General features: G+C 53.0%; 26 protein-coding genes and 2 tRNA genes. 15 read left to right on the forward strand and 13 right to left on the reverse strand.

The window, feature by feature from the left end; genetic code table 11:
- The first annotated feature begins 46 nt into the window (after positions 1–46).
- From mdtK to OGX81_RS15165, 4 genes are all read left to right on the forward strand, one after another.
- Positions 47–1,420: a multidrug efflux MATE transporter MdtK gene (gene mdtK / locus OGX81_RS15150; protein WP_012132551.1), complete on the forward strand. Its 1,374-nt coding sequence runs from the start codon at positions 47–49 to the stop codon at positions 1,418–1,420.
- A gap of 151 nt (positions 1,421–1,571) precedes the next feature.
- Positions 1,572–1,648, forward strand: a tRNA-Val gene (locus OGX81_RS15155).
- 4 nt (positions 1,649–1,652) lie between these two features.
- Positions 1,653–1,729, forward strand: a tRNA-Val gene (locus OGX81_RS15160).
- A 298-nt stretch (positions 1,730–2,027) separates the two neighbouring features.
- On the forward strand, positions 2,028–4,328 hold the full coding sequence (locus OGX81_RS15165; protein ID WP_012132552.1) for a TonB-dependent siderophore receptor: 2,301 nt from the start codon (positions 2,028–2,030) through the stop codon (positions 4,326–4,328).
- A gap of 72 nt (positions 4,329–4,400) precedes the next feature.
- On the opposite strand, the gene OGX81_RS15170 is transcribed toward OGX81_RS15165, so the two are convergent.
- Complete coding sequence (locus tag OGX81_RS15170) at positions 4,401–5,339, reverse strand: alpha/beta hydrolase (RefSeq protein ID WP_104868712.1); 939 nt, start codon at positions 5,337–5,339, stop codon at positions 4,401–4,403.
- A gap of 243 nt (positions 5,340–5,582) precedes the next feature.
- On the opposite strand from OGX81_RS15170, the gene OGX81_RS15175 reads away from it, so the two are divergent.
- Together OGX81_RS15175 and OGX81_RS15180 are read left to right on the forward strand one after the other, a co-directional pair.
- A complete protein-coding gene (locus OGX81_RS15175; protein ID WP_104868713.1) occupies positions 5,583–6,485 on the forward strand; it encodes an endonuclease/exonuclease/phosphatase family protein in 903 nt (300 codons plus the stop codon).
- Between the two features lie 135 nt (positions 6,486–6,620).
- Complete coding sequence (locus OGX81_RS15180; RefSeq protein WP_104868714.1) at positions 6,621–6,761, forward strand: hypothetical protein; 141 nt, start codon at positions 6,621–6,623, stop codon at positions 6,759–6,761.
- A 95-nt stretch (positions 6,762–6,856) separates the two neighbouring features.
- On the opposite strand, the gene OGX81_RS15185 is transcribed toward OGX81_RS15180, so the two are convergent.
- A complete protein-coding gene (locus OGX81_RS15185) occupies positions 6,857–7,036 on the reverse strand; it encodes a hypothetical protein (RefSeq protein WP_024130375.1) in 180 nt (59 codons plus the stop codon).
- A 304-nt stretch (positions 7,037–7,340) separates the two neighbouring features.
- Here OGX81_RS15185 and OGX81_RS15190 point away from each other — a divergent pair, with 304 nt between their 5' ends.
- Genes OGX81_RS15190 through OGX81_RS15205 form a run of 4 tightly spaced genes read left to right on the forward strand, consistent with a single transcriptional unit; the run spans position 7,341 to position 10,440 of the window.
- A complete protein-coding gene (locus OGX81_RS15190) occupies positions 7,341–8,174 on the forward strand; it encodes an ABC transporter substrate-binding protein (RefSeq protein ID WP_104868715.1) in 834 nt (277 codons plus the stop codon).
- 1 nt (position 8,175) lies between these two features.
- A complete protein-coding gene (locus OGX81_RS15195; protein WP_012132561.1) occupies positions 8,176–8,994 on the forward strand; it encodes an amino acid ABC transporter ATP-binding protein in 819 nt (272 codons plus the stop codon).
- Positions 8,994–9,773, forward strand: a complete 780-nt coding sequence (locus tag OGX81_RS15200) for an amino acid ABC transporter permease (protein WP_049010155.1) — start codon at positions 8,994–8,996, stop codon at positions 9,771–9,773. Before OGX81_RS15195 ends, OGX81_RS15200 begins: the two co-directional genes overlap by 1 nt.
- On the forward strand, positions 9,763–10,440 hold the full coding sequence (locus tag OGX81_RS15205; RefSeq protein WP_012132563.1) for an amino acid ABC transporter permease: 678 nt from the start codon (positions 9,763–9,765) through the stop codon (positions 10,438–10,440). The genes OGX81_RS15200 and OGX81_RS15205 overlap by 11 nt, the downstream gene beginning before the upstream one ends.
- 5 nt (positions 10,441–10,445) lie before the next feature.
- On the opposite strand, the gene ydhT is transcribed toward OGX81_RS15205, so the two are convergent.
- The 10 genes from ydhT to OGX81_RS15255 form a co-directional block, all read right to left on the reverse strand.
- Positions 10,446–11,258 carry a protein YdhT gene (gene ydhT / locus OGX81_RS15210; protein WP_104868716.1) on the reverse strand — a complete coding sequence of 271 codons (813 nt, stop codon included), beginning with the start codon at positions 11,256–11,258 and terminating at the stop codon, positions 10,446–10,448.
- A 3-nt stretch (positions 11,259–11,261) separates the two neighbouring features.
- Positions 11,262–12,047, reverse strand: a complete 786-nt coding sequence (gene phsC / locus OGX81_RS15215; RefSeq protein ID WP_047457305.1) for a thiosulfate reductase cytochrome B subunit — start codon at positions 12,045–12,047, stop codon at positions 11,262–11,264.
- On the reverse strand, positions 12,044–12,712 hold the full coding sequence (locus tag OGX81_RS15220; RefSeq protein WP_070518460.1) for a 4Fe-4S dicluster domain-containing protein: 669 nt from the start codon (positions 12,710–12,712) through the stop codon (positions 12,044–12,046). The genes phsC and OGX81_RS15220 overlap by 4 nt, the downstream gene beginning before the upstream one ends.
- Positions 12,713–12,775: 63 nt before the next feature.
- The gene (locus OGX81_RS15225; protein ID WP_104868717.1) at positions 12,776–13,420 is read right to left on the reverse strand and encodes a YdhW family putative oxidoreductase system protein; all 645 of its coding nucleotides are present in this window, start codon (positions 13,418–13,420) and stop codon (positions 12,776–12,778) included.
- 10 nt (positions 13,421–13,430) lie between these two features.
- Positions 13,431–15,533 (reverse strand): aldehyde ferredoxin oxidoreductase, encoded by a 2,103-nt coding sequence (locus OGX81_RS15230; protein WP_047457312.1) that lies wholly within the window; start codon positions 15,531–15,533, stop codon positions 13,431–13,433.
- A gap of 20 nt (positions 15,534–15,553) precedes the next feature.
- The gene (locus OGX81_RS15235) at positions 15,554–16,180 is read right to left on the reverse strand and encodes a ferredoxin-like protein (RefSeq protein WP_104868718.1); all 627 of its coding nucleotides are present in this window, start codon (positions 16,178–16,180) and stop codon (positions 15,554–15,556) included.
- A 407-nt stretch (positions 16,181–16,587) separates the two neighbouring features.
- Complete coding sequence (fumD, locus tag OGX81_RS15240; protein WP_012132570.1) at positions 16,588–16,797, reverse strand: fumarate hydratase FumD; 210 nt, start codon at positions 16,795–16,797, stop codon at positions 16,588–16,590.
- Between the two features lie 203 nt (positions 16,798–17,000).
- Entirely contained in the window at positions 17,001–17,813 is an 813-nt protein-coding gene (locus tag OGX81_RS15245) for a MetQ/NlpA family ABC transporter substrate-binding protein (RefSeq protein ID WP_012132572.1), read from the reverse strand.
- A 21-nt stretch (positions 17,814–17,834) separates the two neighbouring features.
- The gene (locus OGX81_RS15250; RefSeq protein WP_012132573.1) at positions 17,835–18,503 is read right to left on the reverse strand and encodes a methionine ABC transporter permease; all 669 of its coding nucleotides are present in this window, start codon (positions 18,501–18,503) and stop codon (positions 17,835–17,837) included.
- Positions 18,496–19,518 (reverse strand): methionine ABC transporter ATP-binding protein, encoded by a 1,023-nt coding sequence (locus tag OGX81_RS15255; protein WP_047457318.1) that lies wholly within the window; start codon positions 19,516–19,518, stop codon positions 18,496–18,498. The genes OGX81_RS15250 and OGX81_RS15255 overlap by 8 nt, the downstream gene beginning before the upstream one ends.
- Positions 19,519–19,941: 423 nt before the next feature.
- Here OGX81_RS15255 and OGX81_RS15260 point away from each other — a divergent pair, with 423 nt between their 5' ends.
- From OGX81_RS15260 to lpp, 5 genes are all read left to right on the forward strand, one after another.
- Positions 19,942–21,312: a pyridoxal-phosphate dependent enzyme gene (locus OGX81_RS15260; protein ID WP_071258175.1), complete on the forward strand. Its 1,371-nt coding sequence runs from the start codon at positions 19,942–19,944 to the stop codon at positions 21,310–21,312.
- A gap of 9 nt (positions 21,313–21,321) precedes the next feature.
- The gene (locus tag OGX81_RS15265) at positions 21,322–22,467 is read left to right on the forward strand and encodes a trans-sulfuration enzyme family protein (RefSeq protein WP_012132577.1); all 1,146 of its coding nucleotides are present in this window, start codon (positions 21,322–21,324) and stop codon (positions 22,465–22,467) included.
- Between the two features lie 174 nt (positions 22,468–22,641).
- A complete protein-coding gene (ynhH, locus tag OGX81_RS15270) occupies positions 22,642–22,836 on the forward strand; it encodes a protein YnhH (RefSeq protein ID WP_244264181.1) in 195 nt (64 codons plus the stop codon).
- 7 nt (positions 22,837–22,843) lie between these two features.
- The gene (gene pykF, locus OGX81_RS15275) at positions 22,844–24,256 is read left to right on the forward strand and encodes a pyruvate kinase PykF (RefSeq protein ID WP_012132579.1); all 1,413 of its coding nucleotides are present in this window, start codon (positions 22,844–22,846) and stop codon (positions 24,254–24,256) included.
- 311 nt (positions 24,257–24,567) lie between these two features.
- Positions 24,568–24,804 (forward strand): murein lipoprotein Lpp, encoded by a 237-nt coding sequence (gene lpp, locus OGX81_RS15280; protein WP_001082307.1) that lies wholly within the window; start codon positions 24,568–24,570, stop codon positions 24,802–24,804.
- A 68-nt stretch (positions 24,805–24,872) separates the two neighbouring features.
- On the opposite strand, the gene ldtE is transcribed toward lpp, so the two are convergent.
- The gene (gene ldtE / locus OGX81_RS15285) at positions 24,873–25,877 is read right to left on the reverse strand and encodes a L,D-transpeptidase LdtE (protein ID WP_104868719.1); all 1,005 of its coding nucleotides are present in this window, start codon (positions 25,875–25,877) and stop codon (positions 24,873–24,875) included.
- Between the last annotated feature and the right edge of the window lie 47 nt (positions 25,878–25,924).

Here is a 25,924-nt window from a genome sequence, read left to right on the forward strand (position 1 = left end):
GCGGCTTTTTTAGTCTCTCAAATAACAACAAATAATAGGTGTATACGTGCAGAAGTATATCAGTGAAGCGCGTCAGTTATTAGCTCTGGCAATACCGGTGATTCTTGCGCAAATCGCCCAAACCGCGATGGGATTCGTCGATACCGTGATGGCTGGCGGGTACAGCGCCACGGATATGGCTGCCGTCGCTATCGGCACATCTATCTGGCTGCCCGCCATTCTGTTTGGTCATGGGCTGTTACTGGCTCTGACCCCGGTTATCGCGCAGCTCAACGGATCTGGCCGCCGCGAACGCATCGCTCACCAGGTGCGACAAGGCTTCTGGCTGGCGGGCTGTGTGTCCGTTCTCATTATGTTTGTGCTATGGAATGCCGGATACATTATCCGTTCTATGCATAACATTGATCCTGCGCTGGCGGATAAAGCTGTGGGCTATCTTCGCGCGCTCCTGTGGGGCGCGCCGGGATACCTGTTCTTTCAGGTTGCGCGTAACCAGTGCGAAGGTCTGGCAAAAACCAAACCCGGCATGGTCATAGGCTTCCTTGGCCTGCTGGTCAACATTCCGGTGAACTATATATTCATCTACGGTCACTTCGGCATGCCGGAACTCGGCGGCGTGGGCTGCGGCGTTGCCACGGCGGCGGTCTATTGGGTGATGTTTATCGCGATGGCCTCGTATGTGAAACGTGCGCGTTCAATGCGCGATATTCGCAACGAGCGCGGATTCAGCAAGCCGGATACGGCGGTCATGAAACGTCTGGTACAGCTAGGTTTGCCGATCGCCCTGGCGCTGTTTTTTGAAGTCACCCTGTTTGCCGTGGTGGCGCTGTTGGTTTCACCGCTGGGTATTGTGGATGTCGCAGGCCACCAGATTGCCCTGAACTTCAGTTCGCTGATGTTCGTATTGCCGATGTCGCTAGCGGCTGCGGTTACCATCCGCGTGGGCTATCGACTTGGCCAGGGCTCAACGCTGGATGCCCAGACAGCCGCCAGAACCGGACTGGGCGTCGGGGTTTGCATGGCCGTTATCACCGCAATTTTTACCGTGACGCTGCGTGAGCCTATCGCCCTGCTCTATAACGACAATCCTGAAGTGGTCACGCTCGCCGCGCAACTGATGCTGCTGGCGGCGGTGTATCAAATTTCCGATTCGATCCAGGTTATCGGCAGCGGTATTTTGCGTGGTTATAAAGATACGCGATCGATTTTCTTTATTACCTTTACAGCTTACTGGGTGCTGGGATTACCGAGCGGTTATATCCTCGCGCTGACCGATCTGGTGGTGGATCGCATGGGACCGGCCGGGTTCTGGATGGGCTTTATTATCGGCCTGACGTCTGCGGCTATTATGATGATGCTGCGTATGCGATACCTGCAACGCCAGTCATCAGCGATTATTTTGCAGCGCGCTGCGCGATAAATCAGCAATAGCCGCCGGATGGCGGCTATTCTCTCGACATTTTGCGCGTTTCCTCTGCAATCGAGTGAAATCAGGAAGAAAATTACGTTTTCCCTCTTGCCTCATTCCGGCTCTGCCGCTAATATTCGTCCCCGTTGTCACCTGCAACATTGCGTTCATAGCTCAGTTGGTTAGAGCACCACCTTGACATGGTGGGGGTCGTTGGTTCGAGTCCAATTGAACGCACCATCCTGCGTCTGTAGCTCAGTTGGTTAGAGCACCACCTTGACATGGTGGGGGTCGATGGTTCGAGTCCATTCAGACGCACCATTCTTTATCCACACAGCACATTGTTCCCACAGCGCATTGTCCCCACAAATCTTTCCTGAATTCATGGTTTGACCGTTGTACAGACCAACAACCGCAACTGTCCCTTCACGCCTGCTGCCCTGATATTAATTATCTTACTGATTTTATTCTATTTAATAACCTGAAATTGCCGCTAACGGCAGCGCGCTCACACGCCTAAAAATGTAAATGATAATCATTATTGTGTTGCAAATGAGAAATATTGCTAATAATTTATTTCACGCAATTTCTCTTTTAACAATGGCAAGTGATTAATATCATGATAAAAAAGGCATATAAATTATCGCTTTTGAGTTCGCTTATTGCAGGGAGTCTGGCAATTCCTGCGGTACAGGCTGACGACATCAAAACAGCGGCAAACCAGAAAGCAGAACAAACAAACGCCAGTAACCCACCGGAGAAACAGGCTGCCCGCGACAAAGAAATAAACAGCGGCGAAACCATGGTCGTGACGGCCAAAGAACAGACGCTCCAGGCCCCCGGCGTCTCTATCATTGACAGCGAGGCCATTAAAAAACGGCCAATACAGCGCGACGTCGCTGAGATCATTCGCACCATGCCGGGCGTCAATCTCACCGGGAACTCTAACAGCGGACAACGCGGGAATAACCGCCAGATTGATATCCGCGGCATGGGGCCGGAGAACACTCTGATTCTGATTGACGGTATGCCTGTCTCCAGCCGCAACTCGGTGCGCTATGGCTGGAGCGATGAGCGCGATACCCGTGGCGACACCAACTGGGTGCCGCCAGAAATGATCGAGCGCATTGAGGTCATCCGTGGCCCGGCCGCCGCGATGTACGGCAGTGGCGCAATGGGCGGGGTCGTCAATATCATCACCAAACCGGCGACGGACGAATGGCACGGCAGTTTAAATACCTATTACAACTTTCCACAGCACAAATCCGAAGGCAGCACCAAACGCTATAACGGCAGTTTAAGCGGCGCGCTGGCGGATAATCTGACCCTGCGGGTCTACGGTAACTGGAATAAAACGCAGGCTGATGCCCAGGATATCAACGAAAACCACACGACCCCGCGTATCGGTTCTTATGCCGGTAGCTACCCCGCTGGCCGTGAAGGTTTTATCAATAAAGATATCAATTCAGCTCTGCGCTGGGAATTTATGCCGATGCAGGCGCTGGAACTGGGGGCCGGCTACAGTCGCCACGGCAACCTGTATGCCGGTGATACGCAAAACACCAACAGCAACGCGCTGGTAAAAAAATATTATGGCAAAGAAACAAACGTTCTCTACCGCCAGACGCTCAGCCTGAAATATACCGGCGCCTGGGACAGCGGCGTCACCACCAATAACTATGTGCAGTTTGAAAAAACGCGTAATACCCGCCTCAATGAAGGCCTCTCTGGCGGCATCTCGGGGATTTTCAGCCCGTCAAATGAAGGGTTCTCGACCATTTCGTTGTATGACACCAACCTGCACTCGGAAGTGAATATCCCGCTTGACCTGTGGGTTAGCCAGACGCTGACCTTTGGCGCGGAATTTAACCACCAGGCGATGAAAGATCCGTCGTCGAATACCGAATCCACCACCGGCGGGGGCTCGGTTCCGGGGATTGCCGATACCGGGCGCAGCAAATACAGCTCAGCGGATATTTACGGCATCTTTGCGGAAGATAACCTTGAACTGACGGACAGCACCCGTCTGACCCCTGCCGTTCGCTTCAACCACCAGAGTATTAGCGGCAGTAACTGGAGTCCGTCACTGAACCTCTCCCAGGAACTGGGCGGTGACTTCACGTTAAAACTGGGTATTGCCCGCGCATGGAAAGCACCAAACCTGTATCAAACCAACCCCAACTACCTGTTGTTCAGTAAAGGCCAGGGATGCTACGGCGGCGGCGCCTGCTATCTGCAAGGCAACCGCGATCTGAAAGCAGAAACCAGCGTCAATAAAGAGGTAGGGATTGAATATAATCATGATGAAGTGCAGGCCGGGCTGACCTGGTATCGCAACGACTACCATGACAAGATTGCAGCCGGTGACTCGGTTGCGGGCAAAGCCACCTCCGCAAATATTTATCAATGGGAAAACGTGCCAAAAGCCGTCGTTCAGGGGCTGGAAGGGACGTTCAATTTCCCGCTCGCCGATACGCTGAAGATGAAAAATAACTTCACCTATATCATCGAGAACAAGAATAAGAAGAGTGGAGATTACCTGTCGGTTATTCCCAAATACACCATCAACTCAACGCTGGAGTGGCAGGCCGCTAACGATCTGTCGGTGCAGGGTACGCTGACGTGGTATGGCCGCCAGAAACCGAAAAAATACACTTATCAAGGGAACCCCACTTCGGGCAGCGAAACCCGACAGGTATCGCCTTATGCGCTGGTGGGCATGAGTGCGACTTACGCGGTGACGAAATATGTGGATGTAACCGCAGGGATCGATAACCTGTTCGACAAGCGCCACTTCCGTGAAGGAAATGCCCAGACTACCGGTAACGCCACCACGGGCGCGTATCTGTGGGGAGCCGGTGCGAACACCTATAACGAACCTGGCCGCACCTACTACATGCAGGTGGGACTGCACTTCTGACGACCACCAGACACGCATCATAGTGTAATGGCTAAGGGCGGCTTCCCGCCGCCCTCTTCACTCACTGCCCGGTTAATCGCAGCGCGCTGCCCCGGGAGTCTCCTCCGCGCTCATATTCAGTAACGCGCTCTGAAAAGAGGCGGTGAACATCGGCCCGTGCGTCAACCCCGGGTAATTCCACCAGGCAACCGCAAGCCCATTTTTTTGCAGGGCGGAAACGGCGTCGCGGGTTTTATTCAGGATATCGGAAACCGGAGTCTGCGCGTTTTTCCCCGGTGAAGCGGAACCCTCCATGAAAAATAAACGTTTATGGTAATTTTTCGCGGCATCCATTGTGGTTAACCGGGTTAACAACGAGGAATTGTCTCTTCCCAGCGATGGGCTGGCGCTGTAGTAAAACCGAAAAAATGACGACGACAGCCACGAATCAAGGACGAATAAGCCGCCGTAGGAGTGTCCCCATACGCCGCGTCGTTCAGGATCGATGTTGAGTCCTTGTTCCGTTTGCGGCGCGATACGCGTCTCCAGCAGTCGACGGAAGTCCCCACTGCCGCCACCCGGTCGACGGTAGCGTCCCTCCGCCCCGCTTTTCACTTCCAGCGCGGGCGTATAATCATAGGCTCTGCCGTTCAGATCAAAGGGTAAGTGGGTCTGGTAGCCGATGGCGACAATAACGGGGGGCGTTTTTTCCGCCAGTTGTTTCAGCAAGTCCTCCGTCAGGCGGTCCATCACCGCGTTGCCATCCAGCATATACAGAACCGGATAACCCGACGCTGGCGGCGTTTTATCAGGAACGCCGGTCCAGACCTTGTAATGCCTTTTTCCGTCGGCGGAGTCGAAATTTTCAACCCTGAAATGGTAAAACGCGGAACCCCGATCGGCGATATTCGGTCCCAGCGGCTCCATATCCGGCCTGGCATACCCTTTCGCGCCATACAGCAAAGTAATGCAAGAGATCGCTAAAAACGGCGCCATGCGACGACGCCCGTTTCGATACTCACGGCCATACATCTCTTCGTTATTCCTTTTTTTACAGGTGAAATTCAGATTTTTACAACATTACATACAGTTACCCGAAAGGCTCTGCGGGTCAAGTAAACCGTTACGGCCTTCATTCACATTTAAAATTCTGGTGAATGTACTTTAATCACTTATTTCGCAAAACAATATAAGTTTGTGCAAAGTCTCACAGTAACCTATTTTTATGCGCGTTATAGTGGCGACAACAGCAAATAAACAAGGCCTCTATTCGTTATGAAAAACATCTTTACACTGACATTCCTCGCGCTAAGCTGCCTTTCCACGCACGCTATAGCCAGTGAAAAACTTGCCGGTAATGAAATTCTCGCCGTTCAGAAAGGCGGTGTCCCGGATAAGATTTATGAAAGCAACAAGCCTCATTTAAGAATTGCGACCTATAACATCGGCAAAAATGAAGCGTCCGAAAATGTAGCTGATTTCACGTCGCTTAACGCCGCTATCAAAAAAATTGCAGCTGATATCATTGCGGTTCCAGAGGTTGATAATAAAACCGAAAGAAGCCAAAAGATTGATCAATTGAAAACGATCGCTGATGCAAATAACTATCACTATGCCTTTGGTAAGGCGCTGGATTTTGACGGTGGTGAATACGGGCTCGGCATTTTATCGAAATACAAAATTCAGCATACTCAGGTTATCAATTTACCCTCAGGCGATGCAGAACAACGGGTAGCATTACTGGCGCAAATTGAGGTTCCAGGTTTCGATACGCCGGTACTGGTCATGGTTACCCACCTCGACTGGCAAAAAGATCCCACCATGCGAATTGAGCAAGTCCGCCATCTGCTGGATATCAGTATTGGCGATGCGTCATCCGATTTTAAAGATATCGCCTCTTCAATAAAAATTCTGGCTGGCGATTTCAACTCTACCCGTGACGAACAGCCGTTAAAAGAAATTAGCTATTTCTTTAATCCGGTTGAGAAACAGGGGACAGATTATCGTACATGGCCTGCGGTTAACCCGGCGATTGATATTGACCACATATTCACTTTCAAGGGGCAAAAATGGGATGTGAAGAAGATAGACATTCCGCATAACTCCCCTGCTTTCACCTGGTCGTCGGCAAGCGATCATCTCCCCTTTATCGCTGATATGGAACTCACCGAGCAGTAACCTATTGGCAGGGATGGCGGGATTTCCACTTTCCCTGCTGGCAACCGCACCGATCGCCAATAGCGCAAGGTGCATCAATCACAGATTTTGCCCTATACTGGAAAGCTGGCAAACACTGAACTAAACAGGTGATTGATGGATATTGATCTCAACAATCTGGTCTTTGACGGGCTGGAGGAAGCGCAAGAGCGTAACGCTGAACGTCTGGAAGATGCAGATAAAAAAGCCCAGGCGGTTATTGCGGATGATGACTGCGGCGATGCCTGCAAAATATAACGACAGAACCGGCGTAATGCCGGTTTTTTATTCAGGATTAAGCCGCAGAAAGCGCGCAGATTTCGTTCCAGTATGCCTCGCGCGTTTGTCGATGTTCAGCGTTCTGTTTTATCACGGAACCACTCCGGATCAATGTTGGCGATATCCACGCCATACAGGCTGGCAACAGGAAGAACAGACTCAACAATACGCTGAAGATGAGGCTCCGCATCGTACTGTCGGGTCTGTGGACGTGCCTTCACCACAGTATGCCAAAGACGTTTAAACCCATTCATCTTCTCCGCCCCTCTGTCTGTATGCTGGATGCGTTTTATTGCAGCGCATTCGCGTGAAAAAATGAAATACGAAATCCTGCCATCCTTGTGCATTTATTGCATTAGACCAGCCCATCTTAATTCACCGACCATTAACATCTGTTTTACTAATATCTTTTTGTATATAGATAAGAATCTTTTCTTATTTGGTGACGACGGCGAGTTGTGGGAGCGTAAAAAGACAAACCCAATCATGTCGCGAATGCAGCGGCCTTTTTGACCGCGACATGAATTATTTAGCGTCTCTACAGGGATATCAAAGAAGATGATGGCAACGACAATTCACAGCACTAAAAAAACATTACTGGCATTAAGTGCGCTATTCGCATCCGGTATTGCCGCGTTACCCGCCCAGGCCGATCAACTGGCGGATATTAAAGCCGCCGGCGTAGTGAAAGTGGCCACGTTCGATGCGAATCCGCCGTTTGGCTCCGTCGATCCGCAAACGCATAAAATCGTTGGTTACGACGTTGATTTTGCCGAAGCGCTGGCCAAATCGTTGGGAGTCAAACTGGAGCTGGTCGCCACCAACCCAGCCAACCGTATCCCGTTACTGCAATCGGGTAAGGCCGATCTGATCGTCGCAGATATTACTATCACCCCGGAGCGCGCCCAGGTTATCGACTTTTCCGTTCCCTATTTTGTCACCGGGCAACAATTCCTGGTTCCGGCGACCTCCCCCGACAAGCTGGATGAGTACAGCCGCGCGCGAATTGGCGCGGTGAAAGGAACAACGGGGGAACAGGCGTTGCACCAGCGTTTCCCGCAATCCCGCGTGCTGGCCTATGATGATATCCCGCTGGCGCTGACCGCGCTGCGTAATGGCAACGTTCAGGCGATCACCCAGGACAGCACCATTCTGGCGGGTCTGTTAAGCGGGGCGCCGGACAAAGCCAACTTTAAAATCCTACCCGACCTGCTGAGCAAAGAGGAAATCGGCGTCGGGGTGAAAAAAGGCGAACCCGCGCTGTTAAAGGCGGTGAACGATGAACTGCTGAAGCTCGAGGCCACCGGACAGGCGGCTAAAATCTATGACGTCTGGTTCGGCCCCGAAACCAAAAATCCACAGCCGCGCGCCTTTAAAATAGAAGCGAAGTAATATGCTCTCAGGTTTGTTTACCCGCTCCGCAGCTTCGGCTGCGGATTTTACGCATTTGCGTCAGGCGCGCGTTGAACTGCGCGATGTGATCAAACAGTACGACGGGCACCGGGTATTAAACGGTGTCAATCTGACGGTGGAACCCGGAGAAGTCGTTACCATCCTTGGGCCATCCGGTTCGGGAAAATCCACGCTTATTCGACTCATCAACCAGCTTGAGTCATTAAGCGGCGGCGATATTTTTATCGACGATAAGCCCATTGGTCAGCTCAAGGGCGCAGCGCTGCGCCAGTTACGCAGCCGCATCGGATTCGTATTCCAGCAATTCAACCTTTACGCCCATCTGACGGCGCAGCAGAACATTACGCTGGCGCTGGAATATGTGCATGGCTGGAATAAAGAGGCCGCCCGCCAGCGAGCCCGCGAGTTGCTGGACCAGGTGGGTCTGGCTGAAAAAGCCGACGCATTTGCCGCCCAGCTCTCTGGTGGACAGCAGCAGCGCGTCGCCATTGCCCGCGCGCTGGCCTCCTCTCCGCAAATTATCCTTTTTGATGAGCCAACATCCGCGCTGGACCCGGAAATGATCGGCGAAGTCTTACAGGTCATGAAGAACCTTGCCCACAGCGGGATCACCATGATCGTCGTTACGCACGAGATGCACTTCGCGCGCGAAATTGCCGACCGTGTCGTGTTTATCGACGGCGGCGATATTCTGGAAGTCGCCTCGCCTGAAGCATTTTTTACCCGTCCGCAGCACCCCAGAACCCAGCGCTTCCTGAAGAAAGTGCTCGATCCGTTACACCAGGAGTCATCGTTATAATGCTTACTCTGGACTGGCAGGGGGTGCTGAGCGGGCAACCTCTGCAATGGGTCATCTCGGGTTTTTTGACCACGCTCTGGGTCACGCTGGCAGGCGTTTTGCTGTCGACACTGCTGGCGATTATCCTGCTCGCGCTACGTCTCTCCGGCAACGCATTCGGTCGCCGTCTGGTCGCCGCCTGGGTCTCGCTGTTTCGCAATACGCCTCTGCTTGTGCAGTTGATGTTCTGGTACTTCGCAGCATGGAATTTTCTGCCCCGTGACGTGATTGATTTCGTTAATACCGACCATTTTTGGTCGATCCTGCCTGGCGATGTCTGGTGGCTGACGCCAGAATTCCTCTGCTCCGCATGGGGTCTGGGGGTATTCACATCGGCCTTCCTGGTTGAGGAGATCGCCTCGGGGTTGCAGGCGGTATCCGCCGGGCAGCGAGAGGCCGCGGTATCGCAAGGTTTTTCCGCATGGACGACCCTCCGCCATATTCTGCTCCCCCAAGGGCTGGCAAACGCCTGGCAACCCATCGTGGGGCAATACCTTAACCTGATGAAACTTTCATCGCTTGCCAGCGGTATCGGCTTTGCCGAACTGACCTATCAGGTGCGACAAATTGAAAGCTATAACGCCCATGCTCTGGAAGCCTTTGCCGTCGGCACCGCGCTCTATTTGCTGACCGGCATTGTATTGGGTCTGCTACTGGCGCGGCTAAACCCCGCCCCGACCAAAAGAGTGAAGCCCAAAACGCGTATTTTCAGCCTCAGGAGTCCACACCATGATCGCTAATATTTCGGTCATTACCGACAATCTGGATTACCTGCTGTGGGGACGCGCTGCTGATGGTCAACCCGGCGGCGTGCTTCTCACATTGTTGATGGCGCTGGGTGCTGGCGTGCTGGCGCTTCCCGGCGGGGTGGTTCTCGCCTGTCTTGCCTGGCGATTTCCGGGCGTTATCCGTAATGGGCTGTTTCTCTGGGCGGAATTTATTCGCGGCATTCCGCTGATCTTCGTGATCTTCTGGATGTGGTATTTGCTGCCAATGCTTACCGGAAGCGATCTTCCCGGCGCCGTTACCGTCACGCTGGCGCTGGCCTGGTTTACTGCGGCATCGGTGATGCACTCCGTTTATGCTGGCATAAACGCGCTTCCTGCCGGGCAGTACGACGCCTCGGTAGTGCAGGGATTTCGCCCGTTTCAGGCATTATGGCTCATTCTGCTTCCCCAGGTGCTACGCAATGTAATGCCGTCATTGACCGGCATTTTTATCGGCCTGCTGAAAGACACGTCGCTGGCGTTTATTGTTAATGTTCCTGAACTGACTACCGTCGCCGGTCAGGTGAATAACCGGGTACAGATTTACCCGGCGGCCATTTTTATCTTTACCGGACTGGTCTATTACCTGCTCTGTTTTGGCCTGGAGAGATTCACCCGTCGACGATTTGCCATCCGATAAACGGCTCAACACTCAACAAACTGATGTTGTTCGTTGAGGCGATATTTTACCCCGGCGCGTATGTTGTTCTCGCCTTCAATGGCAACGGCGAAACGGGTACGTTCGCCATCGTGATACGCCAGCGCGGCACAGCCGCCGGGCCCCAGTATCAGGGAGTCAACGTGCCCGGTGCTGGCGATGACCGCATTGTCACCGCTGGTAACGAGATGAACATTCTCTCCGCTGTTGGCAATTCTGGCATTGGCGCCAAAGCTGACAACCTGCGCCAGATCGCCATTGCTGGCAATATTGCTCCTGTCACCCAGCGTGCTGATGCGCACCCGCATTCCCGCGCTGGCAATACGACTCCCGTCACCGGCGCAGCTTACGCGGGTTGAGTTCCCAGCCACCGCCACCCGCGCGCGATCGCCGGAACAGCCTATATGCGTGTTGTAGCCTGCGCTGCCAATGCGCGCGCAGTACCCCGCGCTGGCAATCTGCGAAGCGTACCCCACGCTGGCAATTTTGACGTTATCGCCCGCACATCCCAGATGAACGTTATCGTCCGCGCAGGCAATGTGTTCGCTATTACCGTGGTGCGACTGCGCATTCACCAGGCTGTCCATCGCGCTGATATCCTGACGCGCAAAGCTCTCCTCATCCAGCCAGCGCGACCAGGCATATTCCACCAGACTATTTGCCCAGTCGAGATAGCCTTCACTGCTCAGCGCCCGATGCACGTCGGCGTAGCTGCCGCCATTCGGAAAACGACGGACAAACCAACGATAGATGACGGGCCCGACTCGCCAGGTACGTAAATCCTCTCGCGTAATGATCATCCGTTAGTGCCGATGATAGCCATCAACCATGCAGCGGAAGGTCTCACCGGGCGTACGACCTGTCGTGCAAAGGTAAAGATGACCGAAGATAAAAAAGAGACTAACGATCGCCAGCGCGAAATGCGCCTGCAACAGCCAGTAACGCACGCCGGGGAACAGATCGCCCGCCGCCTGCGGATAAAGCGACAGTAGTCCGGTTATCAGCAACAGCGGCACCAGGCCGTACATCACCCCGAGATAAGCGGCCTGCTGTAACGGGTTGAATTTAGACTGTGTGGTGGCGGGAAACGGATGTTCCTCACCCTGCATAATGCCGAACAGATAGAAGCGGGTCTGCTTCATCGCCCGGCCAATCCAGCCCTCGCGGCGAATAATATAATGGTGTCCGTTGCCGCCCAGCATGTTGATCAAAACAAAACCCAGCCAACACGCCAGCAGCAGAAAACCGCAGATCTCATGCACCGTCAGCAGGCTCTTCATCACCGACGCGCCAACCAGCGAGAAATGATTGATCAGCCCACTGCCAAGCAGGAGCACAAACAGTAGCGCGTTCGACCAGTGCCACAATCTCACCGCTTTTGAGTACAGGTAAACCTTTTCACCGTGACCGGCCGCGGCTTTGTTGGCGGCGCGAAACCGCAGCATGGCATGCAGCCCCAACACCAGCCACATCGCTACCAGCATCAGTCCGGCGATGACTAACCAGACAGGCCAGTATTCGGGAGAAAACACGGGGACATAGTTCGCCAGTTGGACATGGAACTGTTCAGCATTCTGCGACGCGTTCATACATTTTCCTTTTTAATCAAATGTTGACCGAACCGGCGATACAGGTGCGGTTTTCCGGCGCCTGCGAGTTGGTGTTGATAGAATTTGTTCTCCTTCAGCCAGGTCTGAATTTCCGGGCTGTCTTCACGACCAAAAATCAATGCGTGCTCCGGGCAAGCATTCACGCAAATCGGCGGGAACCCCTTTGCCAGGCGAGATTCGGCGCAAAAGTCGCATTTATCCGCCACTTTGGTTTGTGGATTGAGATAACGCACCTGATACGGACAAGCGCCTATACAGTAGCTACAGCCGATACAACGCGATTCATCTACCCGCACAATACCGCGCTCATCACGCCAGGAGGCACCAGTCGGGCAAACATCGATACAGGGCGCATCTTCACAGTGCTGGCAGGACTGGCGGAAATAGTGATAAACGGTTTCGTTTTCATTATCCGAAACAGGAATATGCGCGATGGATAAACGACTGCCCTGAGCCGGAACATGGTTGGTCTTGCGACACGCCCGGGCGCAGAGATTGCAGCCGTTACACCGGGATTCGTCATGAATCATGGCATAACGCACCGCTTTGCTATTCTTCGTGTTCGCTAACAAATTTTGGCCGGGCCCGCTGAAAAAAATCACCGTCCCCATACCAAGCACAAATTTTCGTCGAGTGAAGGACATCTGGTTATCCTCTAATCCGGTGGCAGCGATCGCCCACGCTTTCCATGACATCACCCTGAACAATCAGGGATTCTGAAACTGCTCAACCTCAAGCCATTCGCATAAGCCATATGCCTTGCCGTAGCTCATAAAACGTTCGCTAAACAGATACGGCACGTCGTTGGACGACGCCACACGGCGAATATCCGCGTAATCCGGGTGCGTGTCGATCGCGGCAAGGGCTGTCTCTATTTGCTGCGGCGCAAAGCGGTATGGCGGTTGTTCCAGCATGGCGACCTTGTAGGGTCGCGGATAGGTCTGGCAATCAAAACGCACCGCCTGTGCGATAGCCCGGCAAATATCGTTCTCCACCACCTGCACACACATGTCGGCATAGTTAGCGGTCATGGTTTGCGTCGAGTAGTAATAATCATCCTGAGCACCCTGCACGCAGGCGATATCCGCCCCTGTCTCGCTCTGAAGCAGCGTCTCCAGCAGCGGCATTAACGCCTCTTCCTCCACTGAATACGGCGGTTGCAGGAAAAGCGCGCGAGCCACCAGCTGGCCTGAAGCAGAATGCTGGCGGATGAACTCCGCCATGATCTCTGCCGGACTCGCGGGAGGCGCAGGTTCATCCACTCGCCTTTCATGCTGATGTAAGCCTTGCAGCCACTGCCGCTTTTCAATATCCACCTCAGGCGTGGAGTGTTCGCCCTCTGAATGACTCATCTCACCTTCCTTACGCTGGCAGCAGATTCTGCGCGGCCAGATCGGCGGCGACATCCTCAAGACCGAGGCGATGCAACGTTTCTCGCGTCGGGCATCCCAGTTCAGGGTCCCAGCCCATCTCGGTATAAAAGAGCGTCAGGGATTCACGCATATCGTCGCGATCCATTTTGTCAGTCCCTTCAGTGAACACCGGAATGTTGGGGTCCTTGTCAAAAACCCACGAACAGATGAGATCGTGTTCATTGCGCATGTCTTTGGTCTGCATCAGTTTGACGGTATAGGCGCGATGGAGCGTGAAGATACGTTCTGCGGCTAAATCAAGGCTCGCCTGGGTGGTTTCATCCCCGGTCACCGCCTGGAAAAATTTCGCTTCCAGGTCCAGATCCCCACGATAATTTCGGCTCTTTAACGGCGAAACGGTCATCGGCCAGACCCAGTTGCACAGCGTCACGGCGTTATGCAGGCAAACTTTGAGCAGCGTCCATTTGGCATACTTGATTTTCGCCGCGTTGATCGGCGTGTAATTTTTAGTCTCGTCGTAGGCGTCTTCAGAACCAAACAGTTCCGCCGCGACCTCTCGCTGTAGCTTCAGCGGTAAACCAGAACCAATAAAGTTGATGTGGGTGTGGGTCATGCAGTCACGGTTAAACATGCAGTTGGTAATTGCCCCCACCTGCGCCGACGCTTCGTTAGCATGGTGTACCGGATAGCCAAACGGCGACCACAGTTTGTTTTTATCGTACGCCCAGTATTCCTCACCCAGATTCCAGCGCTCGGCAATGGCGTATGAACCATCCGCAAGATGGCTCAACTCTCCTTTGCGATGCGCCAGGCGATAGTAGAAATCCTTGATAAAGTTGGGATCGCCCGCTTCCAGTTGATCCCAGCGGATCTCCGCATATTCCTCAGCCGGAAGCACGCGCTTGAACACGCCTTTGCTGTAGCAATACGTGAAGTCACGGTGCAACTGCCCGTAGTTACACCAGATACCGTAGTCGTCAAACAGGTTCAGACCGATCAGATTGCCGATAACGCGGCCATCGTCCTTGTCGTCAAAATCTTTCGGGCCGTGCGGGAAGATCGTGGTATGGACAAAGTTTGCCACGCAGGTATTCCCCCCGGTGCTCGGTACGCCAAAATCCTTTACCCGTGGAATATTGAGCTGCGACATGCAGCGGATCGGGCATGAGTGGCAACCGCTCATTTTCACGGTGTATTTTTCAGCCGCCGGACCTAAGTCAAACACGGATTTATAGGTGCGAAAGCCGACCGTATTCTGATTACCCGGCGGGATCTCGCCGGTTTCAACAGGCCCGCCCTCTGCGGCCCCCCAGAACAAGCCTTTACGCGCCGTCCAGCGCGAGGCCGGTGAGGAAAATTCCGCCCATGCCTGCGGGGTGCTCGGCACAACATGATTATTATTGGCGCCAATCAGCTCCGTCATCATGTAGTCATTCAGCCGCTTCATCTCTTTGCGATCGGCAATATTGACCCCTTTGGTGCCTTCAACGGCAATGGCCTTGAGATTTTTCGACCCCATCACCGCGCCGGTTCCCGCCCCGCCGCTGTGGTTACGGCTGTTGAGCATACAGGAGAGCGGCACCAGGTTTTCACCCGCCTGACCAATGGCCGCCACGCAGGTCTCCGGACTGGTCATACGGCAGATCTCTTCGGTCGTGGCGCGCGTCCCTTTGCCCCACAGAAAATCTGCTTTTTCGAGGCTGACCTTGTCATCTTTAATATTGATCCACACAGGCGAAGCGGATTTACCCTCAATAATAATCGCGTCGTACCCGGCAAATTTCATTTGTGCCGCAAAGAAGCCGCCCATATGCGCGTCGACAACCAAATTACCTTTAGTAAACGTAGAGAGCGAAGTGATATTGACGCGGGAACTACAGGGCGCGCCAGATCCGGTCAGCGGGCCGGTGGCAAATACCAGTTTATTTCCTTCATCGAAAGGTTTCGTGCCTGGCGGGACTTCGTCATACATAATTTTGTAGCCGAACCCCATTCCACCGACAAATTTTTTATATTTACTGGAATCTTCGAGGGTAATATCGCCTGTTGTAAGATTGACCCGTAATATATTACCTGTCCAACCGTTAGCCATAATGTTTTCCTTTGCAAGATTCAAACAGTAATATCTTTCCACTCGATAACTTTCAGCGCCCCTGTTGGACAGGCGCTGGCGCACTCGCCGCATAAAACACATTTTGACGATTTTTTCGTTTCGCTGTTTACGGTAGCCATCATCCAGGGGCAGGCAGTGGTGCAGGCGCTACAGCCAATACACCGCTTATGATCAACCGCGATGCAGCCATCGTCCTGTTTCCAGGTAATTGCGCCGATTGGGCAGACCTCCATGCACTGCGGGTCCTTACACTGGCGACAGGTATCTGCGGTGTAGTTTAAATCGCCATACAGGCCGCCGCCGGAGCCAACGCCATTGTCGCCAAAGAAGTAATTACGGTGAATCTTAATGCGGGAGAAAAACGAGCCCACGGCACCATCGTTGTAATTGGTGCAGGAGATTTCGCAGCGATGGCAGCCTGTGCAGCGGGCGCGTTGAGTCACTAATACCCCTTTGGGCGTGTTTATCAGTCCTACCGTACCGCTATCAACGTCTTCCTGTTTGCAGCCAAAAAGTGACAGCAGCGCGGGAGCGATAGTTAATCCTGCCAGACCCTTTCCTGATATACGCAGAAATTCGAGCCGCGTTAAGCCAAAATCTAATATTGGACGTTCGACCTGGTTCATTTATTTCGCATCCTCTTCGCAAACACAGTGCTGACAACACCCGATGTTTTGCCCTAACCGGATCGCATACGTCATATCATTAAATACAAATAGACTAATCCCAAAGAGTTAGGTACATAAATAATGTGGTTATTCAGTGCTATTAACTTTGATCGTTATCAATTAAAAACCGGAAGTGAAATAATAAAAGCGGAGTGATATTTATTATCATTTAGAGGATATAAAACACGGCAATCTATTAATAATTAATAATGTGACCTCGTTCCCATTATTAATATCAATCGCCTTCGTTATATATTAATATACATATCGATATTAATATAAACGCGATATCTGATTATTTACAAGGTGAAGAATTTAAATACCGGGAATAAGGGATGACGAAGCGAGCGCCATCCCTGAGAGAATTATCCTGCCAGGGCTTTGATAACCGTTTCCATCGCCTGTTTTTCAAGTTCGCTGCGCTGGAGTCGCTGGTTCGCCATGGCGGTTCGTAACACTCCCGCAATCACGATATGCTTTGGCTCTTGCCCCAGGTCGCGCATCTCCAGAACCACTTTGCCAACCACTCTGCACATCTCACGGTACAGTTCGTCGTCTTTTGTCAGGTTTCCCATTATTGTCTCTCATCGCCAGCACAAACAAACAGCATATATCACTCTAACCATGAAGACAAAACTCAAATAAATCAAACAAATAAACAGAGTGACTATTCAACTTAACCGATATCCGTCACCTCACACTCTGTAACTTGCTCACCCGTTCGGCCAGGCTCTTTTATAGGCCGGATAAGCGTCACGCTATCCGGCACTACGTGGTATTAGTTATTGACCGGAATCACCGCGCCTTTGTACTTCGTGCGGATCCAGTCCTGAATCTCTTTTGAGTGCAGAACGTCAACCAGCGCCACGATGTCTTTTTTCTTCTCGTCGCCACGATGTACGGTAATGATGTTGGCGTACGGATTGTTTTCTCCGCTCTCAACGGCGATCGGATCGTTAACCGGGTCCAGACCTGCGTCGATAGCGTAGTTGGCGTTAATCACCACCGCATCGCCTTCATCGTTGTTGTACATCTGTGGTAACAGCGCCGCTTCCACGTTCGGCAGGAACTTCAGTTTTTTCGGGTTATCCACGATGTCGCTGATGCGCGCGCTGACCTTATCCACGTCCGGCTTCAGTTTGATCACGCCCTCTTTTTCAAAAATCGACAGAATACGTCCCTCTTCAGAGACCGCGTCACGCATAATGATCCTGCCGCCTTCCGGCAGATCTTTCAGCGATTTGTATTTTTTAGAGTAGATGCCGATCGGCTCAATATGAATCGCCCCGGCGCTGACGAAATCATAGGTTTTATCACCCGCATGATCTTTCAGCACGCTATTCAGGTACGGGATATGCTGGAAGTAGTTGGCGTCGATTTCACGACCGGCCAGCGCGGTATTCGGCAGAATGTAATCCTGGAAAGGTTTAATCTCCAGATCGATCCCCTGTTTCGCCAGAATCGGTTTCGCCTGCTCAAGGATTTCCGCATGCGGTACGTTAGAGGCGCCAACGGTCAGCGTATCCGCCCAGGAGGCAAAGCTCAGGGCGCTTAAGGTTGCTGCGGCGAGTAATGTCAGTGATTTTTTCATGATAATGGTTTCCGTATTTTATTAGCGTTTATCTAACAGAGAGGTGATCACATCGCCGCAGAACTGGATAATGAAGACGATGATCAGGATAGTCACCGTCGCCACCAGCGTGACGTCGTTGTGGTTGCGCTGGAATCCTTCCAGATAAGCCAAGTTCCCTAAACCGCCTGCCCCAATCACTCCGGCCATCGCGCTGTAACTGACCAGCGCAATCAGCGTCACGGTGATCCCGGACACCAGTGCGGGTGATGATTCAGGCAGTAAAACCCGAAAAATAAGTGTGCTGAGACGTGCGCCCATCGAACGCGTGGCTTCAATCACGCCTCTGTCGACCTCGCGCAGTGCGATTTCAACCAGACGCGCATAAAACGGCGCCGCCCCGACAATCAGCGCTGGCAGCGCAGCGTTCGCGCCGAGAATGGTGCCGACCAGCGCCTTGGTAAACGGGATCAGTAAGACGATCAAAATGATGAACGGGATCGAGCGGAAAATATTCACCACCAGCGAAATGACGCTATACAGCGTGCGGTTCTGAAACAGCCCGCCGCGCGCGGTCAAAAATAGCGCCAGCCCCAGTACAATCCCCAGCACAAACGTCGCGATACCGGAAAGCGCCGTCATATAGAGCGTTTCCTGCGTTGCCGCAAAAAGTTGTTCCCATTTCAGATGGGGAAACAGATTCTCAACCATGTTGTACTACCTCACCTTCAATATCGCTCTGCCGCAAATCCGCCAGAATATTATTCAGTTGCTCTTCCGTCGCCACGACGTGCAGCCACAGTTGGCCAAACACGCCATGCGCGGTTTGCGTCATCTTGCCGTGTAAGATATTGAAAGGCAGGCCGTAACGCAGGGTAAGCTCCCCTACGATCGGCTGATGCGTACTGTGCCCGGTGAAGGTCAGCTTAATCACCGTCCCGCCCAGCTCGCTCGCCAGCTGCGGGTTAAACGCCTCCTCTTCGGCATACTGACTTACCTGGCGGACAAACTGCCGGGTAATCGGCTGTTGCGGATGAGTAAAGACGTTCAGCACATCGCCTTCCTCCACCACTCTGCCGTTTTCCATCACCGCAACGCGATCGCAGATTTTGCGCACCACATGCATCTCGTGGGTAATAAGCACAATCGTGAGCTGGAAGCGGCGATTAATATCGAGCAGCAGATCCAGAATCTGATCGGTGGTTTGCGGGTCCAGCGCGGAAGTCGCCTCGTCGCAGAGCAGCACATCCGGGTTATTTGCCAGCGCACGGGCAATCCCCACACGTTGCTTTTGCCCGCCGCTCAGTTGGGATGGGTAAGCATTCTCACGCCCGGTTAACCCCACCAGGTCGATCAGCTCCGCCACCCGCGCCTTGATTTTTGCTTTTGGCGCGCCCGCGATTTGCATAGAAAAAGCGATGTTTTCGCTGACGGTACGCGACCACAGCAAATTAAAGTGCTGAAACACCATGCTGATTTTCAGCCTCGCCTGGCGCAGGGACTCTCCTGTCGCCGCTGAAATATCATGACCATTGATGGTCACGCTGCCCACGGTCGGTTTTTCCAGACCGTTCAGCAAACGAATCAACGTACTCTTTCCGGCGCCGCTGTAGCCAATAATCCCGTAAATTTGTCCCTGTTCAACCGTCAGATTAACGTTATCCACTGCGGTAATGGACAGCTTGCCGGGCGTAAAAACTTTCGAAATATTTTTCAGGACGATCATATCGTTATCGTATCCGCTGCTGCTTATGGTTATCCTGCCAGTGCTTTTAGCTGTTTAGCAGTATGGATGTCCAAACGAGTGTAATCAGGGTGTTTCTGCTTTTAAATGACCAAAAAGGAATTTGATATATCCACAAGGAATAAGAGAGGCGCAGCGCGGGAAAATGGCTTTAGTACAATTTCGGCAACCTTTATGCGGGGAGCGGCATTATCCTTAACGCGAGCAGCGTAAACTGTTGAATTAATCGACAAAAACAGGGTAATTCGGCCATCAACACCGCCAGACGACTGCACGGCTAAACGTCCTGCCATCCAAATAGCGTTTTATATTCCATTCTGTTCTTATTCACAGACAAACATTCTTTAGGCGTGCATTTTGGCAACCCTATTATTTCGTCATGTTATTCACTGACGGATATTCACCATGACAACGTTTCACTCCGTAACGGAACTGATTGGCAATACGCCGCTGCTTCAGTTGCATAAGCTGAATAGCGGCGTAAGCGAACTCTTTTTGAAACTGGAGAACCAGAATCCAGGCGGTTCGATTAAAGATCGCGTCGCACTTTCTATGATCAATGAAGCGGAAAGACAGGGGCTGCTAAAACCCGGCGGCACGATTATTGAAGCGACGGCGGGCAACACCGGGCTGGGGCTGGCGCTGATCGCCGCGCAAAAAGGTTATGCCCTGACGCTGGTCGTGCCGGACAAAATGAGCCGTGAGAAGATCTTCCATTTACGCGCGCTTGGCGCACAGGTGGTATTAACCCGCTCAGACGTCAACAAAGGTCATCCGGCCTATTATCAGGATTACGCACGCCGTCTGGCGCAGGAGACGCCCGGCGCCTTCTATATTGATCAGTTCAACAACGCCGCGAACCCGCTGGCGCATGCTTCCACCACCGCCCCCGAATTGTTTGCCCAGATGGATGGCCGCATTGACGCCATCGTAGTCGGCGTCGGTTCCGGCGGCACGCTGGGCGGTTTACAGGCATGGTTTCGCGAACACTCCCCGCACACGGAGTTCGTGCTGGCCGACCCCGCCGGTTCAATCCTTGCCGATCAGGTCGAGACAGGCACATTCGGCACCGCCGGTTCCTGGCTGGTTGAAGGGATTGGCGAGGACTTTATTCCGCCGCTCGCCCACATCGAATCCGTTTCACAGGCCTTTCGCATCAGCGATAAAGACGCCTTCGCCACGGCGCGCGAGTTGCTCAGAACCGAAGGCATCCTTGCCGGTTCATCGACCGGTACGCTGCTCGCCGCCGCCCTGCGCTACTGCCAGGCGCAGACGCAGCCAAAGCGCGTGGCGACCTTCGCCTGCGATAGCGGCAATAAGTATCTCTCGAAAATGTTTAACGATGACTGGATGCGCCAGCAAGGGCTCATCACCCGGCCACAGGCTGGCGATCTGAGCGACTTCATCGCCTTACGTCATGACGAAGGGGCAACCGTGACCGCTGCGCCGGACGATACGCTGGCAACCGTGCTGGCGCGTATGCGCCTGTACGATATTTCGCAGTTGCCGGTTCTTCAGGAGGATCAGCTTATCGGCATTATCGACGAATGGGATCTGATTACGCATATTCAGGGCGATAACCCGCGTTTTTCCCTCCCGGTAAAAGAAGCGATGACGCGCGAGGTAGTCCGGCTTGATAAACGTGAACCGGAAAGCGCGCTGAAACCTATTTTTGATCGCGGCCAGGTGGCTGTGATTGTCGACAACGACCAGTTCCTCGGTCTGGTCACCCGTAGCGATGTGCTCACCCACTGGCGCAACCGCCTGGATAAATAAGGAACTCTCATGAAATCGTATTCCACACTTAGCGTCCATAGCGGAACCTTTTCTGACGCGCACGGCGCCGTTATGCCGCCGATTTATGCGACATCGACGTTTGCGCAACCCGCGCCGGGTCAGCATACCGGATATGAATATTCACGCAGCGGCAACCCAACGCGCCATGCGCTGGAAACCGCCATTGCCGAGCTGGAAGGCGGTACGCAAGGTTATGCCTTCGCGTCCGGTCTGGCGGGCATCGCTACCGTGCTTGAACTTCTCGATAAAGACAGCCATCTGGTGGCGATTGACGATGTCTATGGCGGCACCTATCGACTGATTGAAAATGTGCGCCGTCGCAGCGCCGGATTACAGGTAAGCTGGGTGAAACCTGACGATCTGGCCGGTATTGAAGCCGCGATTCGTCCTGATACCCGCATGATCTGGGTAGAAACGCCGACAAATCCGTTACTAAAACTGGCCGATCTGGCGGCCATTGCCGATATCGCGCGTCGCCACCAGCTTATCAGCGTGGCCGATAACACCTTCGCTTCGCCGTTGATCCATCGTCCTCTTGATCTGGGGTTCGATATCGTGGTGCATTCCGCGACAAAATACCTGAACGGCCATTCAGACGTCGTCGCCGGACTGGCGGTCGTCGGGGACAACCCGGCGCTCGCACAACAGTTGGGTTATCTGCAAAACGCCGTCGGCGGCGTACTGGACCCATTTAGCAGTTTTCTGACATTACGCGGTATTCGCACGCTGGCCTTGCGAATTGAGCGGCACAGCGGCAATGCGCTGACGCTGGCGCAATGGCTGGAAAAACATCCGGCGGTAGAACACGTCTGGTATCCGGGGCTGGCGTCGCATCCTCAGCACGCCCTTGCGCGCCAGCAGATGTCACAGTTCGGCGGGATGATCTCCATCGTCATAAAAGGCGATGACCAGCGCGCCACTGACGTTATCACGCGGCTGAAATTATTCACCCTGGCGGAAAGCCTGGGCGGTGTTGAAAGCCTCGTCAGCCAGCCGTTTACCATGACTCACGCCTCTATTCCGCTTGAGCAGCGTCTGGCGAATGGCATCACCCCGCAATTGATTCGCCTGTCAGTGGGCATTGAAGATGTTCAGGATTTGCAGGACGATTTAGCTCAGGCGCTCGCCGGGTAGTTGCGCAACGCCGCCCTTTCCCGGGCGGCATAACGCAAGGATCATAATTAACGCTTTAATAACAATTTGTTGTGAATCTGCACAGATGTTTTTTGAAACGCTGTTTTCATTTTCCTTTTGTGTAAATTTCAGCGTATAATGCGCGCCAATTGTCTCTTGAATGGTTTCAGCGCATTGGACTGCAAAACTCAACGACTAAAAAACACGCCATCCCGTTGGGCTGAAACACGAGCACACATTCCTCTGCACGCTCTTTCGATGTCACCTATCCTTAGAGCGAGGCAACACCACTTTCGCAACACAGGTTTAGCTTCAAGGCCGTGCGCCCCTGAAGCCAGATTTCCATATCCTTCTCAACTTAAAGACTAAGACTGTCATGAAAAAGACGAAAATTGTTTGCACCATCGGTCCGAAAACCGAATCTGAAGAGATGTTAACCAAAATGCTGGACGCAGGCATGAACGTTATGCGTCTGAACTTCTCTCACGGTGACTATGCAGAACACGGTCAGCGCATCAAGAATTTGCGCAACGTAATGAGCAAAACCGGTAAAAAAGCCGCAATCCTGCTCGATACCAAAGGCCCGGAAATCCGTACCATTAAGCTGGAAGGTGGTAATGACGTCTCCCTGAAAGCGGGCCAGACCTTCACTTTCACAACGGACAAATCCGTTATCGGCAACAGCGAAATGGTTGCCGTCACTTACGAAGGTTTCACTTCTGACCTGTCCGTAGGCAACACCGTACTGGTCGACGATGGTCTGATCGGCATGGAAGTCACCGCGATCGAAGGTAACAAGGTTATCTGTAAAGTGCTGAACAACGGCGACCTGGGCGAAAACAAAGGCGTTAACCTGCCGGGCGTTTCCATCGCGCTGCCAGCACTGGCTGAAAAAGACAAACAGGATCTGATCTTCGGCTGCGAACAAGGCGTTGACTTTGTTGCCGCGTCCTTTATCCGTAAGCGTTCTGACGTTGTTGAAATCCGTGAGCACCTGAAAGCGCACGGCGGCGAGAACATCCAGATCATCTCCAAGATCGAAAACCAGGAAGGCCTGAACAACTTCGATGAGATCCTCGAAGCGTCTGACGGCATCATGGTTGCTCGTGGCGACATGGGCGTTGAGATCCCGGTTGAAGAAGTTATCTTCGCGCAGAAGATGATCATCGAAAAATGTATCCGCGCACGTAAAGTCGTTATCACCGCGACTCAGATGCTGGATTCCATGATCAAGAACCCGCGTCCGACCCGCGCAGAAGCTGGCGACGTGGCGAACGCCATCCTCGACGGCACCGACGCAGTGATGCTGTCCGGCGAATCCGCAAAAGGAAAATACCCGCTGGAAGCCGTCACCATCATGGCGACCATCTGCGAGCGTACTGACCGCGTAATGACCAGCCGTCTGGATTTCAATAACGACAGCCGTAAACTGCGCATCACCGAAGCAGTGTGCCGCGGCGCGGTTGAAACTGCCGAAAAACTGGAAGCGCCGGTCATTGTCGTTGCAACTCAGGGCGGTAAATCTGCTCGCGCAGTGCGTAAATACTTCCCGGACGCTACCATCCTGGCGCTGACCACCAACGAAGTGACCGCGCGTCAGCTGGTGCTGAGCAAAGGCATTGTGCCGCAGCTGGTGAAAGAAATTAACTCTACTGACGACTTCTACCGTCTGGGTAAAGAAGTCGCTCTACAGAGCGGTCTGGGCCAGAAAGGCGACGTTGTGGTCATGGTTTCCGGCGCGCTGGTACCGAGCGGCACGACCAACACCGCATCTGTTCACGTCCTGTAATAATTCCTGTGTGAATTAATTTTCTGAATAAAAAGCGCCCTCGCGGCGCTTTTTTTATTTAATCGATAGCCACTCTTAATAAAAAATCAAATCGGATTTCACTATCTAATCGCAGATTATCTAAGACGAATCCGATGGAAGGATTCTGTTTTCACTCGGTTTTTTAGCCATTTTAGCTCAATTCGATGCTTCTTTGAGCGAACGATCAAAAATAAGTGCATTCCCGTCAAAAAAATATTCTCAACCTAAAAAAGTTTGTGTAATACTTGTAACGCTACATGGAGATTAACTCAATCTAGAGGGTATTAATAATGAATCGTACTAAACTGGTACTGGGCGCGGTAATCCTGGGTTCTACTCTGCTGGCTGGTTGCTCCAGCAACGCTAAAATCGATCAGCTGTCTTCTGACGTTCAGACTCTGAACGCTAAAGTTGACCAGCTGAGCAACGACGTGAACGCAATGCGTTCCGACGTTCAGGCTGCTAAAGACGACGCAGCTCGCGCTAACCAGCGTCTGGACAACCAGGCTACTAAATACCGTAAGTAATAGTACCTGTGTAATAAAAATGGCGCACATTGTGCGCCATTTTTTTTGCCTGTGTTTTCCCTTCTCTGCTACTGCGTTGCCCGGGTTTCAACGCCGCTTCCGGGTTGGCTGTTTTGCGCGGACTCCACCACTGAGCGACCAGAAGCTACCGGCGCCTGCCCTGATGTAACGGCAACTGGATATCCCGCCCGGCGATACAGCGCGTTTTCCACCAGACGCTCATCCACCTCCTGAGTCGCCTTAAACTGCGTAAAGCCTGCTGGCAGCACATACGGCATCGTCTGTACGTTTTGCTCCTCTTCAGGCGACAGCGGGCGATGTACTTCAACGTAACGCATTCCATTTGGTTCCACGGCGAATTTCACCGGTTCGTTAATCACCCGTACCGGCGTTCCCGTTCTGACCTGCGCAAACAGAGCTTTAATGTCTGGCGCGTTCATCCGAATACAGCCGGAACTGACGCGTAACCCGACGCTGTCCGGGGCATTGGTGCCATGAATGAGATACTCACCGTTGCCGTATGCCAGGCGCAGGGCGAAGCGTCCTAACGGGTTATTTGGCCCGGCGGGCACCACCGGCGGCAGCGTAATGCCGCGTTCAAGCGAGCGTTTGCGGATACCTGCCGTCGGCGTCCAGGTCGGATTCGGGATTTTTTGCCCGACGCGCGTCGCCATTACCGGCGTTTCCAGCCCCTCTAAACCAATACCGATAGGGTAAACCTGAACACTATTTTCACCCGGCGGGAAATAATAGAGTCGTAACTCCGCCAGGTTCACAATAATGCCTTCACGCGGCGCATCGGGTAATAACAGTTGAGATGGAATGATAATCGGCGTCCCCGGTTTAGGGACCGGCGCGATGGTATTATTTGCCTCCAGGATCAGCATTGCGGCAGTATCAAAACGCCGGGCAATCGCCTGTAAGTTTTTATCCCCCGCTTGCACGGTATAGGTTTGATTCTGCCCGACAAGGCGACTGTTTGCTGGCGGCAAGGGGTAATCCACTGCCCAGGCCGCCTGAAATGCGCTGTAAGCGCCGAAAAGTGTAACTGCAATGAGAGACGCACGTTTCATATCCACCCCCCTGGCGTTTTGCCGGATGGCGGTTAAATGCCTTATCC

Origin of the sequence: Citrobacter sp. CK206 (assembly GCF_030333125.1) — a bacterium.
Taxonomy (GTDB): Bacteria; Pseudomonadota; Gammaproteobacteria; order Enterobacterales; family Enterobacteriaceae; genus Citrobacter_B; species Citrobacter_B koseri.